Origin of the sequence: Mesorhizobium sp. M0830 (assembly GCF_040319965.1) — a bacterium.
Taxonomy (GTDB): Bacteria; Pseudomonadota; Alphaproteobacteria; order Rhizobiales; family Rhizobiaceae; genus Mesorhizobium.
The window spans coordinates 39,737-54,726 of the sequence record NZ_JAMYOR010000043.1; the positions used below are offsets into that span (position 1 = coordinate 39,737).

At 62.8% G+C, this 14,990-nt stretch carries 16 protein-coding genes; 7 read left to right on the top strand and 9 right to left on the bottom strand.

From position 1 onward, the window contains the following. Positions 1-4 precede the first annotated feature (4 nt). The 7 genes from pobA to NKI20_RS22965 all read right to left on the bottom strand — a co-directional run bounded on the left by pobA (position 5) and on the right by NKI20_RS22965 (position 6,070). Complete coding sequence (pobA, locus tag NKI20_RS22935; RefSeq protein WP_352834575.1) at positions 5-1,177, bottom strand: 4-hydroxybenzoate 3-monooxygenase; 1,173 nt, start codon at positions 1,175-1,177, stop codon at positions 5-7. Next, positions 1,177-2,229 carry a 3-carboxy-cis,cis-muconate cycloisomerase gene (locus NKI20_RS22940; protein ID WP_352834578.1) on the bottom strand — a complete coding sequence of 351 codons (1,053 nt, stop codon included), beginning with the start codon at positions 2,227-2,229 and terminating at the stop codon, positions 1,177-1,179. Before NKI20_RS22940 ends, pobA begins: the two co-directional genes overlap by 1 nt. Positions 2,230-2,241: 12 nt before the next feature. Beyond that, positions 2,242-2,856, bottom strand: a complete 615-nt coding sequence (gene pcaG / locus NKI20_RS22945; protein WP_352834581.1) for a protocatechuate 3,4-dioxygenase subunit alpha — start codon at positions 2,854-2,856, stop codon at positions 2,242-2,244. Continuing rightward, a complete protein-coding gene (gene pcaH / locus NKI20_RS22950; RefSeq protein WP_352726143.1) occupies positions 2,856-3,611 on the bottom strand; it encodes a protocatechuate 3,4-dioxygenase subunit beta in 756 nt (251 codons plus the stop codon). Before pcaH ends, pcaG begins: the two co-directional genes overlap by 1 nt. Next, on the bottom strand, positions 3,601-4,008 hold the full coding sequence (gene pcaC, locus NKI20_RS22955; RefSeq protein WP_352834584.1) for a 4-carboxymuconolactone decarboxylase: 408 nt from the start codon (positions 4,006-4,008) through the stop codon (positions 3,601-3,603). The genes pcaH and pcaC overlap by 11 nt, the downstream gene beginning before the upstream one ends. Next, positions 4,001-4,810 (bottom strand): 3-oxoadipate enol-lactonase, encoded by an 810-nt coding sequence (gene pcaD / locus NKI20_RS22960; RefSeq protein WP_352834588.1) that lies wholly within the window; start codon positions 4,808-4,810, stop codon positions 4,001-4,003. The genes pcaC and pcaD overlap by 8 nt, the downstream gene beginning before the upstream one ends. A gap of 357 nt (positions 4,811-5,167) precedes the next feature. Next, positions 5,168-6,070, bottom strand: a complete 903-nt coding sequence (locus NKI20_RS22965; RefSeq protein WP_352834591.1) for a LysR family transcriptional regulator — start codon at positions 6,068-6,070, stop codon at positions 5,168-5,170. 101 nt (positions 6,071-6,171) lie between these two features. On the opposite strand from NKI20_RS22965, the gene NKI20_RS22970 reads away from it, so the two are divergent. The 6 genes from NKI20_RS22970 to NKI20_RS22995 all read left to right on the top strand — a co-directional run bounded on the left by NKI20_RS22970 (position 6,172) and on the right by NKI20_RS22995 (position 11,912). Then, positions 6,172-7,161, top strand: coding sequence for a zinc-dependent alcohol dehydrogenase family protein (locus tag NKI20_RS22970; RefSeq protein ID WP_352834594.1), 990 nt, complete (start codon positions 6,172-6,174; stop codon positions 7,159-7,161). Positions 7,162-7,355: 194 nt separating this feature from the next. After that, positions 7,356-7,649, top strand: coding sequence for a TFIIB-type zinc ribbon-containing protein (locus tag NKI20_RS22975; RefSeq protein WP_352834597.1), 294 nt, complete (start codon positions 7,356-7,358; stop codon positions 7,647-7,649). A gap of 73 nt (positions 7,650-7,722) precedes the next feature. Next, on the top strand, positions 7,723-8,706 hold the full coding sequence (locus NKI20_RS22980) for a Tim44 domain-containing protein (protein WP_352834600.1): 984 nt from the start codon (positions 7,723-7,725) through the stop codon (positions 8,704-8,706). Positions 8,707-9,040: 334 nt separating this feature from the next. Beyond that, the gene (locus NKI20_RS22985) at positions 9,041-9,592 is read left to right on the top strand and encodes a MaoC family dehydratase (protein WP_352834603.1); all 552 of its coding nucleotides are present in this window, start codon (positions 9,041-9,043) and stop codon (positions 9,590-9,592) included. A 2-nt stretch (positions 9,593-9,594) separates the two neighbouring features. Continuing rightward, positions 9,595-10,755: a CaiB/BaiF CoA transferase family protein gene (locus tag NKI20_RS22990; protein ID WP_352834606.1), complete on the top strand. Its 1,161-nt coding sequence runs from the start codon at positions 9,595-9,597 to the stop codon at positions 10,753-10,755. Next, a complete protein-coding gene (locus tag NKI20_RS22995; RefSeq protein ID WP_352834609.1) occupies positions 10,752-11,912 on the top strand; it encodes an extracellular solute-binding protein in 1,161 nt (386 codons plus the stop codon). Before NKI20_RS22990 ends, NKI20_RS22995 begins: the two co-directional genes overlap by 4 nt. A 10-nt stretch (positions 11,913-11,922) precedes the next feature. Here the strand turns inward: NKI20_RS22995 and NKI20_RS23000 are convergent, their stop codons facing one another. Together NKI20_RS23000 and NKI20_RS23005 are read right to left on the bottom strand one after the other, a co-directional pair. Then, the gene (locus tag NKI20_RS23000) at positions 11,923-12,762 is read right to left on the bottom strand and encodes an amidohydrolase family protein (RefSeq protein ID WP_352834611.1); all 840 of its coding nucleotides are present in this window, start codon (positions 12,760-12,762) and stop codon (positions 11,923-11,925) included. 65 nt (positions 12,763-12,827) lie between these two features. After that, a complete protein-coding gene (locus NKI20_RS23005; protein WP_023756698.1) occupies positions 12,828-13,613 on the bottom strand; it encodes an IclR family transcriptional regulator in 786 nt (261 codons plus the stop codon). A 169-nt stretch (positions 13,614-13,782) separates the two neighbouring features. On the opposite strand from NKI20_RS23005, the gene NKI20_RS23010 reads away from it, so the two are divergent. Beyond that, positions 13,783-14,990 (top strand): ABC transporter substrate-binding protein (locus NKI20_RS23010; RefSeq protein WP_352834615.1); only part of this gene is annotated, 1,208 nt, incomplete at its 3' end.

Below are 14,990 nucleotides of genomic sequence, written 5' to 3' on the forward strand. Positions count from 1 at the left end.
GACCTCAGTAAGGCAGGCCGACATAATTCTCGGCGAGCGCGGTCGAAGCGGCACCCGACTGCACGAGGTAGTCGAGTTCAGCCTCCTGGATGCGCTGGCCGAACTCGCCTGTGTCGGGAAAACGGTGCAGCATTGTGGTCATCCACCAGGAGAAGCGCACTGCCTTCCAGACCCGCGCCAGCGCCTTGCCGGAATAGGCGTCGATGCCAGCGTGTGATTTCTCGACGTAGAAGTCGCGAAGACTGGCGAAGAGATAGCGCACGTCGCTGGCGGCAAGGTTCAGGCCCTTGGCACCGGTCGGCGGCACGATGTGGGCGGCGTCACCGACCAGGAAAAGCCTGTTGAAGCGCAGCGGCTCGGCAACGAAAGAGCGCAGCGGTGCGATCGACTTCTCAAAGGATGGGCCGGTAATGACATTTGCCGCCGTCTGTTCCGGCAAGCGACGGCGCAACTCGTCCCAGAAGCGGTCGTCGGACCACGCCTCGACGCGATCGTCTTGCGGACACTGCACATAGTAGCGGCTGCGATGCGTCGAGCGCATCGAGCAAAGCGCGAAACCTCGCTCGTGATTGGCATAGACCAGTTCACGATCGGCCGGCGGCACTTCGGCCAGCACGCCGAGCCAGCCGAACGGATAGTGCCGCTCGAAGGTCTTCAGCGCACCCGCCGGTACAGATTTGCGGCTGATGCCGTGATAGCCGTCACAGCCGGCGATGAAGTCGCAGTCGATACGATGCGTGGCGCCGTCCCTGTCATAGGTGACGAAAGGTGCCTCACAATCGAAATCGTGCAGCGCGACATCGGCCGCCTCATAGATCGTGGCCAGTCCTGCCGCGTCGCGCTTGTCCATCAAATCGTGCGTAACTTCGGTCTGGCCGTAGACGGTGACATGCTTGCCGCCGGTGAGGGCGGTAAGGTCGATGCGGTGCAGGCGTCCGTCGAAGGCGAGCGAGATGCCGGAATGCAGCAGTCCCTCGGCGTGCAGCCGTGCCGCAGCACCCGCTTCCTCCAGCAATTCGACAGTGCCTTGTTCGAGCACGCCGGCGCGGACGCGGCCAAGCACGTGCTCGCGGGTTGCGCGTTCCAGAATGATCGTCTCGACGCCGATGCCGGCCAACAGCTGGCCGAGCAGCAGGCCGGACGGTCCCGAACCGATGATAACGACCTGGCTGCGCATCAGTGGCCGAGACTTTCGACCTGTGCGGCGAGTTCGGCGGCAAGCCGCAGCGACGCGGCGGTGGCGACGACCATCTGCGGCAACAGCAGCCACTCCAGCGTCCATGCGGCGCCTGAGCGCTCCTGCTCGTGCACAAGCGACTGATGCATGCCGGAAAGCTGCGTGGCATTGAAGCGGGCCAGCGCCACCAGCGCTTCGGCCTTCACCGGGTTCTGCTTGTGCGGCATGGCAGACGAGCCGCCGCCACCCGACAGTTCGATCTCGGTTCCACCCTGCGCCATCAGCGCGATGTCCTGGCCGAACTTGCCAAGGCTGCCCGTCACCAACGACAGCCAGCCGGCAAAGTCGGCAACCGCGTCACGCTGGCTCTGCCATTGCGGGGCGTCGCCAAGGCCGAGCTTTTCAGCAATGGCCGCGCGTACCGCCGGCCCTTTATCGCCAAGCTTTTCCAACGTGCCGGCAGCGCCGCCAAACTGCACCACCAGCAAACGTCTGGACCGTCCCGACAGTCCTTCCTGATGTCGCTGCAGAGGTGCCCGCCACGCCGCAACGCGATCCGCGATATGAATGGGGATCGCGGGTTGCATGCGGGTCATGCCGGTCAGCGCCCTGCCCCCGAAGCGCTCCTCCAATGAGATGAGCCGGATGATGGTCTCGGTCAGCAGCAGCCCAAGATGCTCGACGACGGACTTCAGCCGGAGCACAAGGCCGGTGTCGATGACGTCCTGGCTGGTCGCGCCGAAATGAATAAAATCGCCATGCGGTTTCCCGACTGCCGCTCTGATCTGGCGTACCAGTTCCGGCACCATGACGCCGTCTTTGGCAACAGCGGCCCTCAGCAAGGCGGTATCCGGCCGGAAAGAGGCCAGTGCCGTCACGATCGCTGCCGCCGCATCCCTGGTGATGATCCTGCTTTCGGCTTCCGCTTCGGCCAATGCGCGCTCGAACGCCAGCATGGCCTCGATTTCCGCCTCGACCGAAAAATGCCTTGATGCCTCGTCGTCGCCAAGGAGCGCGGAGAGCAGCGGATGATCGAAGGGCGATACGGTCATGGCGCGGATCTCCTAGCTGTCGAAGAAGACCGTTTCCTTCTCCCCCTGGAGATGGACGTCGAACACATAAATATCGCCCTGGCGCTCGGCGATCAGCGTCGGCACGCGGACGCGGGGCTCGATTCGTGCCAGGATCGCATCCCCGGCATTGGCCTTTTCCTCGTCGGAAAAATAGAGCCGTGTGTGGAGGCCGAGGTTGATGCCGCGCGCGACGATCCAGAGCGTGATGTGCGGCGCCATCAGGCTGCCATCCCTGAACGGCACCTGGCCCGGCTTGATCGTCTCGAACGTGCACAGGCCGGTATCCATGTCGGTCGGGCAGCGGCCCCAGCCGAAGAAATTCGGATCTGCAGCACCGCGCAACTCGACCGCCGAGTTGTAAAGCCCGTCCGCATCCGCTTGCCAGATCTCGATCAGCGCATCCTTGAGCGGCGTGCCGGTGCCGTCGAGCACCCGGATTCGAAGACCGATGCGCTCACCCTTGGTCTTGTCGTTGACCATGGTGGCGCCAAGGTCGCTCGCATAGACGCCACCGATGCCGCAGAAATTAGGCGTCAGCCCAATATGGACGTATGGTCCCGTGGTCTGCGAGGGGCTCTCCTTCAGCCGGTCGAGCGACTGGGCCATCAATTGCCCTCCAGCCGGTTTTCGAACAGCGATGAGCGCCGCCCGCGCAGCACGATGTCGAACTTGTAGGCGCGCGCATCAAAGGGGATTGTCGCTTGCATGTCGAGCGCGGCGATCAGCGTCTCGACGGCTGCCTTGTCAGGGATGCCGCGCGCGATCGGGCACTGCCAGATCAGCGGGTCGCCCTCGAAATACATCTGCGTGACCAGCCGCTGCGCGAAGCCATGGCCAAAGATCGAGAAATGGATGTGCGAGGGCCGCCAGTCGTTCGGCCCGTTCGGCCAGGGATAGGGACCGGGCTTGACGGTGCGCAACGCATAGCCGCCATCCTCGCCTGATATGGCACGGCCGCAGCCGCCGAAATTCGGGTCGAGCGGCGCCAGGTAGCCATCCTTCTTGTGGCGATAACGGCCACCGGCATTGGCCTGCCAGAATTCGAGCAGCGCGCCGGGCACGCCGACGCCGCGCTCGTCGAGCACCCGCCCGTAGACGATGATGCGTTCGCCGATAGCGCTCTCGCCGGGTCCGGCGAAATTGTGGATCAGGTCGGCGTCGAGTTCGCCCAGCATGGCGTGGCCGAAGACAGGACCTGTTATTTCCGACAGTGTGTTGTCGAAAGCGAGCGGCGCCTTCTGCGGCGAGCGCAGCACCGAAGTCTTGTAGTTCGGCGTCAGGGCCGGCGGATGCCATGTCCGGTCGCGCTGAAAGAAGGCGCCGGTCTCGGGCCTCCGGTTCGAGCCGGACTTAGCGGGCATTCTTGGCTCCGTCCATTTCCGAAAACACATCCTTGGCGATTTTGAAGGCACGGTTGGCGGCCGGCACGCCGGCATAGATGGCGACATGCAGGAAAGCTTCGCAGATATCGTCGCGCGAGGCACCGGTGTTGACGGTGGCGCGCACATGCATGGCCACCTCCTCATCATGGCCGAGTGCGGCCAGCAGCGCCAGCGTGACAATCGAACGTCCGCGCTTGGTGAAGCCCGGCCGCGCCCACACGGTTCCCCAGGCCGCCTCGGTGATCAGATCCTGGAAAGGCCGGTCGAAATCGGTGGCGGCGACCTCGGCGCGGTCAACATGGCCATCGCCTAGCACCGAGCGGCGCACCGCGAGATCGGTGCGATATCTGGCTTCGTTGACGGGGACTTCATCCATCGGTTTCGGCTCCGAAGGCAAGCGATGCGATAAAATCGCGGATCAGGGCGACCAGTGCCTCTGGCTGTTCAACACAAGAAATGTGCGCTGCGTCGCCGATGATTTCGAAGCGCGCGCCGGGGATAAGGTCGGCCAGGGATCGGACGAGATCGGGAGGCGTCGAGCCATCCTGGTCGCCGGCGACGCAGAGCGTCGGTACCGCGATGCGCCGCGCGCTGTCGGTGAAATCCGCATCGCGAACGGCCGCGCAAGTCCCGATATAACCGGCAAGCGCCTGCCGGGTCATCATGTTCCAATAACCGTTCAGGTCAGGGTGACGCAGCGCGTGGAAGGCCGGCGTGAACCACGTTTTGAGCACCGCGCCGGCAATCTCCTGAATGCCTTTGCTTTTGACCGCCGCGATGCGTGCGTTCCAGCTTTCGGCGGTGCCGATCTTATGGGCCGTGTCGCACAGGATCAGGCCTTCGACCATTTCTGGGCGCCTGCGATAGAAGCCTTGCGCGATCAGGCCGCCGACCGACATGCCGCACAGCACGACCTTGCTCAATCCGAAATGATCGATGAGGCCTGAGAGGTCATCGACATGATCGTCGATCGAACTGATGTCGCCAATATCGGAAAGCCCATGGCCGCGCTTGTCATAGACCAGCAGCGGCATTTCACCATCAAGCGCCGAGACAATGTCGTCCCAGATCCTGAAGTCGGTGCCCAGCGAATTGATGAATATGATCGGGCGCACATTGCCGGTCGCCTTGATGTGGCGATGGTGCAGCGTGATGCCGCCGATGGTGACGAATGGCACGATTTCGATCCTCTATCCCCACATTGCACAAGGCGTTTGGCTCGGTAAAATGATTTTTTGCGCTGTTTCATAAACTCAGGTGCGATCAAATCCGGGTCGGACATCTGGCCCGATCACATCGGATGTCTTGCCGACCTGGTTGGCCCCAATCACGTCTGCATCAGTCTGGGCTGCGCGTTTTCGGTCGGCGTCACGGGCATCACCGCACCGTCTCAGACGACCCGACGTTCTGGCCAAGAGCGAATATCAGAGGGGGGCACGACTTGCTCACCGAACCGCGAGGTCAGGCCGCCGGTATCGGCGATCGCATTTTTGCCCGTACCCACTTGCCCATGCAGACACGATGCTAGGGCCTGATCAGGCCATCGATTTCGGCAAGGCGGCGGCCAGTGCATCGACGGCCAGCCGCACCTTCAGTGGCAAATGCGGCGTCTGCAGCCAAAGCGCGTAGCAGTCGTAGAGAAAGCGCGTCTCATCCGGCAACAGCGCCACCAGCGCGCCGGCCCGGATGCGGTTACGCACCAGCCAGTAGGGCAGCCAGGCGACCCCCATGCCCTCGGCAGCCGCGTCGGCGATGGCATCGAGATCGTCGAGACGCAGCCGGCCGGCCGGCGTGATCTCTTGCGTGAGTTGCCCCTCGTGCGCAAACAGCCACGGTTGAACGATCTGGCCGAGCCGGCGGTAGACAATCGCTTGATGGTCGACGAGATCCTCGATGCGCCGCGGTTCGCCGTGACGTTGGAGATAAGCGGGTGCGGCGCAGACGACCATGCCCTGGCGCGCGACGCGACGGGCGATCACGCCCGCCTTGTCGTCGAGGGCACCGGTGCGGATGGCAAGATCGTAGCCGTCCTCGGCGAGGTCGGCGAAGCGGTCGCTGAGCGACAGATCCAGTTCCAGCATTGGATACTGCCGCGCCAATTGCAGCAGTACGGGCGTCACGCAGTGGCGGCCGAAATGCGCCGGCATGGTGACACGCAATTTTCCACGCGGCTCCGCAAGCTGGTCGGCGGCTAGCGCGTCGGCGGCGTCGGCTTCGGCCAGCACCACGCGGCAGCGTTCATAGTATGCGCGTCCGAAATCGGTCAGGCTCTGCCTGCGCGTGGTCCGGTTGAGCAGACGCACGCCCAACCGTTCCTCAAGAAACCGGACATGCTTGCCAACCATCGGTCCGGACAGATCGAGTGCGACCGCCGCGGCTGCGAACGAGCCGAGGTCGACAGCCCTGACGAACACGGCCATGCTCTCAAGCCTACCCATATTCGGAACTCCTGCTTTCTACTGTTCTCCTTTGCAGCCATTTATCCTCGGCCAACCTAGCTGCATAGCTCATTCGGTTCAGATAATTTGGAGTATACCGAATGGCACGCGTAGTTCGCTTTCACCGGCATGGAGGCCCCGAGGTTCTGCGCATCGAGGATATCGAGCTTCCCGGACTGGGTCCCGGCGAAGTTCAAATCCGCGTCAAAGCGCTTGGTCTCAATCGCGCCGAGGCACTGCTGCGCGCCGGTGCTTATATCGAGACGCCGACGCTGCCCTCGGGGCTTGGCCTCGAGGCGGCGGGTGTTGTCGAGGCGGTGGGTGAAGGCGTGAACGACTTTATGCCCGGCGACAGCGTCGGTGTCATCCCACCGCAATCAATGATCCGCTGGCCGGCCTATGGCGAGTTGGTCACCTATCCCGCCAATCTCGTCGTCAAGCACCCGCCATCGCTCGACTGGCGGACAGCAGCGGCGGTCTGGATGCAGTATCTGACCGCTTATGGGGCGCTGATCGAGATCGCTAGCCTGCACAGCGGAGATATCGTCGTCATCACCGCTGCATCGAGCAGTGTCGGCCTTGCCGCGATCCAGATCGCCAACAGGGTCGGCGCGACCGTGATCGCGGTGACGCGAACGTCAGCCAAGAAGCAGGCGCTGCTCAACGCCGGTGCGTCGCATGTCGTGGTCTCGGTCGAGGAGGATCTGTCGGCACGGCTGAATGAGATCGCAGGGCAGCAAGGCGTGCGCGTCGTCTTCGACGCGATCGGCGGCCCGGTTTTCGAGCCGCTGACGGCGGCAATGGCACGCGGTGGCATCCTCATCGAATATGGTGGCCTCAGCCGCGAGCCGACGCCGCTCCCTTTGGGCGCAGTGTTGGGCAAGACGCTGACGCTGCGCGGCTACCTCGTCCATGAGATCACCGGCGACCCGGCGAAACTGGAAGCGGCCAAGGCGTTCATCCTAGACGGTCTGGAGAGCGGAACGCTGAGGCCGATCATCGACAGGACCTTTGCGTTCGACCAGATCGTCGAAGCGCATCGCTACCTGGAATCGAACGAGCAGTTCGGCAAGATCGTGGTGACTGTTTGAGCAGAGATGGCGAACAAATCACCATTGCCAGCAGCATCGCTCTTGAAGGCGGGACTCTGCCCTCCTAACTGTGCCGTGCGGGCCGGGCCCCTCTGACAGTCGCTTTTGGCGATTGTGATGTCGGACCGCTTTAACGGGCCCGTTCCATTCCTTTCGGTCAAGCGGGCTCAAATACTTTTGGTTTGGAGCCCCACATGACATCTTCCGTCCTTGGTATGATTTGCCCCTCCTGTCGCGTCGCGCTCGTGATGAGCGAACGCCAGGGTATCGAAATCGATTACTGTCCGCAGTGCCGCGGCGTCTGGCTTGATCGAGGCGAACTCGACAAGATAATCGAGCGTTCCGGCAGGGAGGCTTCGCCCGCGCCGCAGCCGGCAGCATTCTCCCAGCCGCAACATGGCCAAGGGCGCGATGACGATTATTCCCGCTCGCAGGGCCACCGCTATCCGAAGCGGAAGAAATCATTTTTCGAAGAGTTGTTCGATTGACCGCACCACGCCCGATACCCCGGGCCGGCGTTTGCTGAAAACTTCAAAACCGCATCGACAAAGGTCCATCCCGATGATTTCGCGCACAAGCCGATTTGCAGCCCTCGTTGCAGGACTGTTCCTCGCATTTTCCATGGTCGCGATGGATCATGCCGAGGCCCGTCGCGGCGGCAGTTTCGGCAGTCGTGGCATGCGCACGTTCCAATCGGCACCGCCGACCAGAACCGCACCGGCGCCGACCGCACCGGTCGAGCGTTCGATGACGCCCAGTACCGGTGTGAACAACGCGGCCCGGCAGCCGCAGGCCGGCATGCAGAGGCCCGGCTTCATGAGCGGCTTCGGTGGGACAATGATGCGTGGCCTGCTGCTCGGCGGCCTGATCGGCCTGCTCGTGGGCCAAGGCTTCGGCGGACTGGCCGGCATGTTCGGTTTCCTGCTTCAGGCCCTGCTCATCGGTGGCGCAATCATGCTGGCTCTCAGGTTCTTCCGGTCGCAATCCGCGCGCGGTCCCGCCCATGCGCTCGCCGGTGCCGACAATGCCCAGGCGTCGCGGTTTGAGAATCGCGCAACGACACAGCAACAGACTGCGCGCCCTTTCACGATTCCCGGCTTTGGCGGCGGTTCGGGAGGCTCTGCGGACACCGGTTCCGAGGAGATCACGCTGGCCCAGACCGACCTCGACACATTCCAGCAGTTGTTGACCGATGTTCAGGAAGCCTTCGGGCGCGAGGACCATGCCGCTCTGCGCCGGGCGACGACCCCCGAGATGGTGTCCTATCTCTCGGAAGAGCTGGCCGCCAATGCCCGGAAAGGTCTCAGGAACGAGGTGACGGACATCACTTTGCTGCAGGCCGACATTGCGGAAAGCTGGCGCGAGGATGACCGCGACTATGCCACGGCCGCATTGCGCTACGAGTCTCGTGACGTGACGCGCGAGCGGGCCAGCGGCAAGGTCGTCGAGGGCGACGGTGACCACCCGACAGAGACGACCGAGTTGTGGACGTTCGTGCGCGAGAATGGCTCGAACTGGAAGCTGTCGGCAATACAACAGGCTTGAGCTGTGTCCGAGGCGGCTGCTTGCGGGCGCTTGGCGCACCAACGGACAGCCGCGTGCCGATGGGGGTAACGTGCCCGGTATCGCTCAGCGCCTCGCGGTCCAGGCTGCCGACAAATACCTGACAATCTTTGCCGCATGAATTGCTCCCCTCCCCGCGCCGCTTCGGCGCGCGGGAGCGGCCAAATTTCGCCTCTTCGCGCTTGCATCGCAATCCCACATGTGAAAAGAATATTTACAAAAGAAGATTGACGGGAGGAGATGTCGTGCAATCAGGCGGCTTGACGCGTGTTCAAACGGTTGCGCGAGATCTTCGGCACGACTGGCGGAGCCGGCCATGAACGACTTCGCGGCCAGCGTCGGTGTCGCCTCGACGCATCCTAAGAACATGCCCGAGGAGCATGCCGCGCTGCCGGTGTGGAATGCCGAGAACTGGTTCTATGAGGACTGGCCGGTCGGCCAGAAAATCCGCTCGTTGCGGCGTACCATGGCGGAAGGCGACAGCCATTTGTTCAACACGCTGGTGCTCGACATTCACCCCTATGTGCAGGACCAGATGTTTGCCGAGACCGAAGGCATTTTCGGCAAGCGGCTGATCGCCGGCGCCTTTGTCTTCTCGGCCGGGCTCGGGCTGGTCGCGACCAACTGCGTCAATGCATTTTCCTATGGCTACGACAAGCTGCGCTTCATAAAGCCTGTCTTCATCGACGATACGATCTATTCGATCCGCACCAACCTCGACAAGAAGCCCCGCTACAAGGAAATGGGGCTGATCCGCGCCAGCTACGAAGTGTTCAAGGGCGAAGGCGAGCTCGTTCTCTATTGCGAGCATCTGCAGACGGTGAAGTACCGCAACCCGGCCGACTTCGTCGGCAAGACGGAGAAATAGCAATGCCGGCAGCAGCCGAATTGCCGCTTGCCGGTCTCATTGTCGTGGACATGAGCCAATTCCTGTCGGGCCCATACTGCTCGTTGAGGCTGCTCGACCTCGGCGCCCGCGTGATCAAGATCGAGCGTCCAGATGGCGGCGATCTCTCGCGACGGCTCTATCTCAGTGACACCGAGATCGGCGGCGATTCCACCATCTTCCACGCTATCAACAGGGCCAAGGAAAGTTTTGCCGTCGACCTGAAGAACGAGGCGGATCTCGAGGCGCTGCGCGGGCTTTTGGCCAAGGCCGACGTGCTGATCCAGAATTTCCGGCCCGGCGTCATCGAGCGGCTTGGCTTGGATTACGAGGCCGTTCGCAAGCTCAATCCGCGGCTGGTCTACGCCTCGATCAGTGGCTATGGCGAGGACGGCCCTTGGGTCAAGCGTCCGGGCCAGGACCTGCTGGCGCAGGCGCGTTCCGGCGTGATGTGGCTCAATGGAGACGAAGACCAGGGGCCGGTGCCGTTCGGCCTTGCCATCGGCGACATGCTGGCCGGTGCTGCCTGCGCGCAAGGCGTTCTGGCGGCACTGGTGCGACGTGGCATCACTGGCCAGGGCAGCCATATCGAGACAAGCCTGCTGGAGGCGCTGGTCGACTTCCAGTTCGAGGTACTGACCACGCATCTCAACGACGGCCGGCGTTTGCCACGCCGCTCCAGCTTCCGCAGTGCACATGCCTATCTGTCGGCGCCCTATGGCGTCTACCCGGCCAAGGACGGCTATCTCGCCATCGCCATGACGCCGATCCCCAAGCTCGCCGACCTGCTGTCACTTAACGAGCTGGCGCCCTATCGTGACCTGCCTGCATCCTGGTTCACCGCGCGCGACGACATCAAGGCGATTATTGCGCAACGGATAGCCACTAAAACCGTCGACGAGTGGCTTGATGTCCTCGAGCCGGCCGACATCTGGTGCGCCAAGGTGCTGACCTGGCCGGAGATGCTGGCGAGCGAGGGCTTCCAGTCGCTCGATATTCTGCAGACGGTGACGCGCGAGGATAATGTCTCGATCCTGACCACCAGTTCGCCGCTCCGGGTCGATGGCGTCAGAGCCAAGGTCGATCGGGCAGCGCCTCGCATCGGCGAGCACAGTGCGGCAATCCGCGAGGAGTTCGGCCTGTGAGCGTGCCCACGCTCAAGGGCATGACCTGGAGCCATCCGCGCGGCTACGATCCTATGGTCGCCTGCTCGTCGCTGTGGAAGCAGAAGACCGGCATCACCATCGAATGGGACAAGCGCTCGCTGCAGGATTTCGAATCCTTCCCCGTCGAGGAATTGGCGCGCGCCTATGATCTCATCGTCATCGATCATCCGCATGTCGGCCAGATCACTTTGGAGCGCTGCCTCGAGCCGCTGGATGTCGCTGGCCGCGAGGCGGAACTTGCAGCACTTGCCTCGGGCAGCGTCGGCCGGTCATATACGAGCTACAACTGGCAGGGGCGGCAATGGGCTTTCCCGATCGATGCGGCCAGCCAGGTCCAGGCCTGGCGGCCGGACGCGCTCGACGCGCCGCCGGCGCGCTGGAGCGATGTGCTCGATCTAGCCCGCCAAGGCCGGGTGCTGCTGCCATTGCGCCCGCCTCACGTGCTGATGGCGTTCTACACGCTCGCCGGCAATTTTGGCCGCCCTTGCGCAACGGACCCGTCCGGCGATCTCATCGATGCCGACGCCGGCGGCGAAGTCTTCGAGACGATGCGCGAGATAGCCGCACTGGTCGGCCCCGCCTGCTTCGAGATGGATCCGATCGCAGTTTCGGAACGCATGGCGGAGGCCGGCTCCCGCATCATCTGTGCACCGCTGATCTACGGCTATGTTTCCTATGCAATGTCTGGTTTTCGCGCGAACCGGCTGGCGTTCGCCGACATCCCGGTCGTCGGCTCCAGCGGTCCGATCGGTTCGGCGCTTGGTGGCACCGGCATAGCCGTATCGGCCTTTGCCGAAGCGAAGGATGCCGCGATCGCCTTCGCCTACTGGGTGGCAAGCGGCGAGGTCCAGCGCGGTCCCTATGCCGCCGCTGGCGGGCAGCCCGGCCATGCAGCGGCCTGGGAGGACCGGGCCGTCAATGAAGCGACAGGCAATTTCTATCGGGACACGCGCGCGACGCTGGAGGGTGCGTGGGTGCGGCCGCGCCATGACGGCTATATGGCGTTCCAGCAGGCGGCGTCCGATCGCATTCTTTCCGGAATGGCCTCGCGGCACAAAGCCGCCGAGGTCATTGCCGATCTCAATCGCCTGTTCCGGGAGACTCTTCCGGCATCAAGCGATACCTCTAAAGCGTAAGCGAACTGGTCTAGTCGAGCCGCCACAGTTTGCGGGCATTCGCGAACAACAGCCTGTCGCGTTCGGCAATGCTGCAGCCCGAAAGCAGCGCGTGGGTCGCCGCCACCCAGGTCGAAAGGCCGCCGCCAAGCGTGCAGACCGGCCAGTCGCTGCCCCAGACGACACGGTCCCAGCCGAACGCGCCGATTGTGTGCTCGACATAGGGCCGCAGCGTCTCAGCCGTCCAGCTGCCCGGATCGGCATAGGCAACAACACCGGAAATCTTGGCCATGACATTCGGGCGCCGCGCGATCTCACTCATGTGCTCGCGCCACGGATGCTCGGTTCCACCCTTGATGTCGGGCACGCCACAATGGTCGAGAACGAACTGGACATCCGGCGCCAGGTCGGCCAACGCGATCGCTTTCGGGATCTGGTGCGGCAGCACGACGAGATCGAAGGTCAGGCCGGTGCCGCCAAGCCGCTTGATGTTCTCACGAAAGAGTACGCCTTCCGAGAGATCATCCGGCACGACATGGAGGACTCGGCGGAAGCCTTTGACGAACGGATTTGCTCGCTGCCTTTCAAGATAAGCCGGAAACTCCGCCTCTTCGGGGCGGCAGGCTGCGATCGCTCCAGCCAGCATGCTGCCGGGTTGCCGTGCCAGCCCTTCGACCCGAAGGGTCTCAGCCTCGATTTCGGCCGGGTCGACATCGACCTCCATATGCAGCACACGCCCGATGCCGACACGCTGCGCCTCCACGGAATATTCCTCATAGGAGAAATCGCGGTTGAGCGCCGGCACGCCTGACAGCCAGGGATAGCGCAAGGCTGAGCGATCGATGAGATGCAAATGGGTGTCGATGATCATGACGGGCTCCTCCTCGTGGCTGTTTCAGATCATCTCACGGAGGAATTCTTCATTCAAATAAGAATTCACGCCGATGAGCCGACTGCCGAGCCCGCGAGGTGCGACAGCTTTTGACATGTTGCCAGCAACAACTCGATCGTCCGGGTAATGTCTGGTGCCGACGGCGCGTTGACCACGGTGATATAGGGAATCGATAGCGCGGCGATCGCCTTGCCATCGGAACTGCGCACCGGAGCGGAGAGGTTGAAGACCCCGGCGGTCTGCATCGAGGCCATCATCTCGTAACCGCGGTCGCGGATCTGGTCGAGCCGGGTGAAGAACTCGGCCGACTGCGCCGTCTTGTCGGTGCTGCGGACGTGTTCCGAAATCATCATCTGACGCTCTTCCGGTGAGCGGAAGGCGAGCAGCACATGTCCCGAACCAGTGTCGAACAGGCTGATATGCGAGCCGACCCGGATCGAAATCCCCCAGTAGTTCGGTGCCTCTTGCTGGCCGATGACGACGGCGGAACCGCGATCAAAAACAACAAGTTGGTTGGCCTGCTGCGATGTCTCGGCCAATTCGCGCATCAGCGGTGTGGCGTAGGAAACCAGCCGCCGGACGGGCGCGTGCAATTGCGCCAGTCCGAACAGTTTGAGCGTCAGCGAATAGCGGTCGCCGTCGAGCCGCGTAACGTAGCCGCGCCGCACCAGCCGATCCAGCATGCGGTAGAATTCGTTTGGGCTGCGGTCGAGTTTCTTGGCGATTTCGGCCTGCGTCAGACCACCGTCGACGCCCGCCAGCAGTTCGAGAATATCGAGTCCCTTGTCGAGCGCCGGCGCGCGGTAGCGCTCGTCTTCGCTATCGTCCATGACTCATCCCTCCAGTGAATTTCATCCTTCATATACGCAGGAACACGGCTGGCGGAAACAAATTTCGTCTTGACGTACTCGTGAATGTTTTGTTTGTATATGAATGTAGGACTTCTTGTCATCAGACGAGTTGCGGTCGCCGCTGAGGCGGTACCAAGGGAGGATACCAATGAACAGACTGCTTTCCGGCGTTTCCGCCGGCGCATTGTTGCTTGCCTCAGCTGCAGGCACGGCCCTTGCCGGCGACCTGCCCGGCAAGTTCGAAGGTGTGACCGTCGACGTGAAACTGATCGGCGGCCAGCAATATGAAAAACTCTACGAGCGCATTCCCGAATGGGAAAAGGCCACCGGCGCCAAGGTCAACATCCTGACCAAGAAGAACGGCTTCGACATCGACAAGGAGCTCAAGTCCGACATCGCCTCGGGCAGCACCAACTGGTGCGTCGGCTGGAACCATTCGTCGTTCGCGCCGCAGTATACGAGCCTCTACACCGACCTCGGCAAATTGTTGCCCAAGGAAGAGATCGACGCCTTCGTGCCGTCGACGATCACCTCGGCGACGATCGACGGCAAGCTGGAGATGCTGCCGCGCGCGCAGTTCGACGTTTCGGCGCTCTACTACCAGAAGAGCCTCTACGAGAATGCCGACAACAAGACCAAGTTCAAGGCGAAATACGGCTATGACCTGGTGCCGCCGGACACCTGGAAGGAAGGCACCGACCAGGCCGAATTCTTCGCCAACCCGCCAAATTTCTACGGCACGCAGTTCGCCGGCAAGGAAGAGGCGATCAACGGCCGCTTCTACGAGATGGTCATTGCCGAGGGTGGCGAGTATCTCGACAAGGACGGCAAGCCCGTCTTCAATTCAGAAGCCGGCATCCGGGCGCTCGACTGGTTCGTCAACCTCTACAAGGCCAAGGCCGTGCCGGCCGGAACCACCAATTATCTCTGGGACGATCTCGGCCAGGGCTTTGCTTCGGGCACCGTCGCCATCAACTTGGACTGGCCGGGCTGGGCCGGCTTCTTCAATGACCCGAAGTCGTCGAAAGTCGCCGGCAATGTCGGCGTCAAGGTTGCGCCGAAGGGTTCTTCTGGCAAGCGCACCGGCTGGTCCGGCTTCCATGGTTTCTCGGTGACCGAGAATTGCCCGAATAAGGAGGCCGCGGCCTCGCTGGTATGGTGGCTGACCAACGAGGACAGCCAGAAGCTCGAGGCTGCCGCAGGTCCGCTACCGACCCGCACGGCCGTGTGGGACTGGGACTTGAAGCAGGCCGAAAACGATCCTTACAAGAAGGAGGTTCTCACCGCCTTCCAGGAAGAGGCCAAGCACGCTTTTGCCGTGCCGCAGACGCCTGAATGGATAGAGATCTCGAACGC

Excerpts from the sequence above, each read along its gene's own strand:
- NKI20_RS22975 (WP_352834597.1), top strand. The coding sequence starts at position 7,356 with ATGACATCTTCCGTCCTTGGTATGATTTGCCCCTCCTGTCGCGTCGCG.
- NKI20_RS22970 (WP_352834594.1), top strand. The coding sequence starts at position 6,172 with ATGGCACGCGTAGTTCGCTTTCACCGGCATGGAGGCCCCGAGGTTCTG.
- NKI20_RS22965 (WP_352834591.1), bottom strand. The coding sequence starts at position 6,070 with ATGGGTAGGCTTGAGAGCATGGCCGTGTTCGTCAGGGCTGTCGACCTC.
- pcaC (WP_352834584.1), bottom strand. The coding sequence starts at position 4,008 with ATGGATGAAGTCCCCGTCAACGAAGCCAGATATCGCACCGATCTCGCG.
- pcaH (WP_352726143.1), bottom strand. The coding sequence starts at position 3,611 with ATGCCCGCTAAGTCCGGCTCGAACCGGAGGCCCGAGACCGGCGCCTTC.
- NKI20_RS22990 (WP_352834606.1), top strand. The coding sequence starts at position 9,595 with ATGCCGGCAGCAGCCGAATTGCCGCTTGCCGGTCTCATTGTCGTGGAC.
- pobA (WP_352834575.1), bottom strand. The coding sequence starts at position 1,177 with ATGCGCAGCCAGGTCGTTATCATCGGTTCGGGACCGTCCGGCCTGCTG.
- NKI20_RS22940 (WP_352834578.1), bottom strand. The coding sequence starts at position 2,229 with ATGACCGTATCGCCCTTCGATCATCCGCTGCTCTCCGCGCTCCTTGGC.
- NKI20_RS23005 (WP_023756698.1), bottom strand. The coding sequence starts at position 13,613 with ATGGACGATAGCGAAGACGAGCGCTACCGCGCGCCGGCGCTCGACAAG.
- NKI20_RS22980 (WP_352834600.1), top strand. The coding sequence starts at position 7,723 with ATGATTTCGCGCACAAGCCGATTTGCAGCCCTCGTTGCAGGACTGTTC.
- NKI20_RS23000 (WP_352834611.1), bottom strand. The coding sequence starts at position 12,762 with ATGATCATCGACACCCATTTGCATCTCATCGATCGCTCAGCCTTGCGC.
- NKI20_RS22985 (WP_352834603.1), top strand. The coding sequence starts at position 9,041 with ATGAACGACTTCGCGGCCAGCGTCGGTGTCGCCTCGACGCATCCTAAG.
- pcaG (WP_352834581.1), bottom strand. The coding sequence starts at position 2,856 with ATGGCCCAGTCGCTCGACCGGCTGAAGGAGAGCCCCTCGCAGACCACG.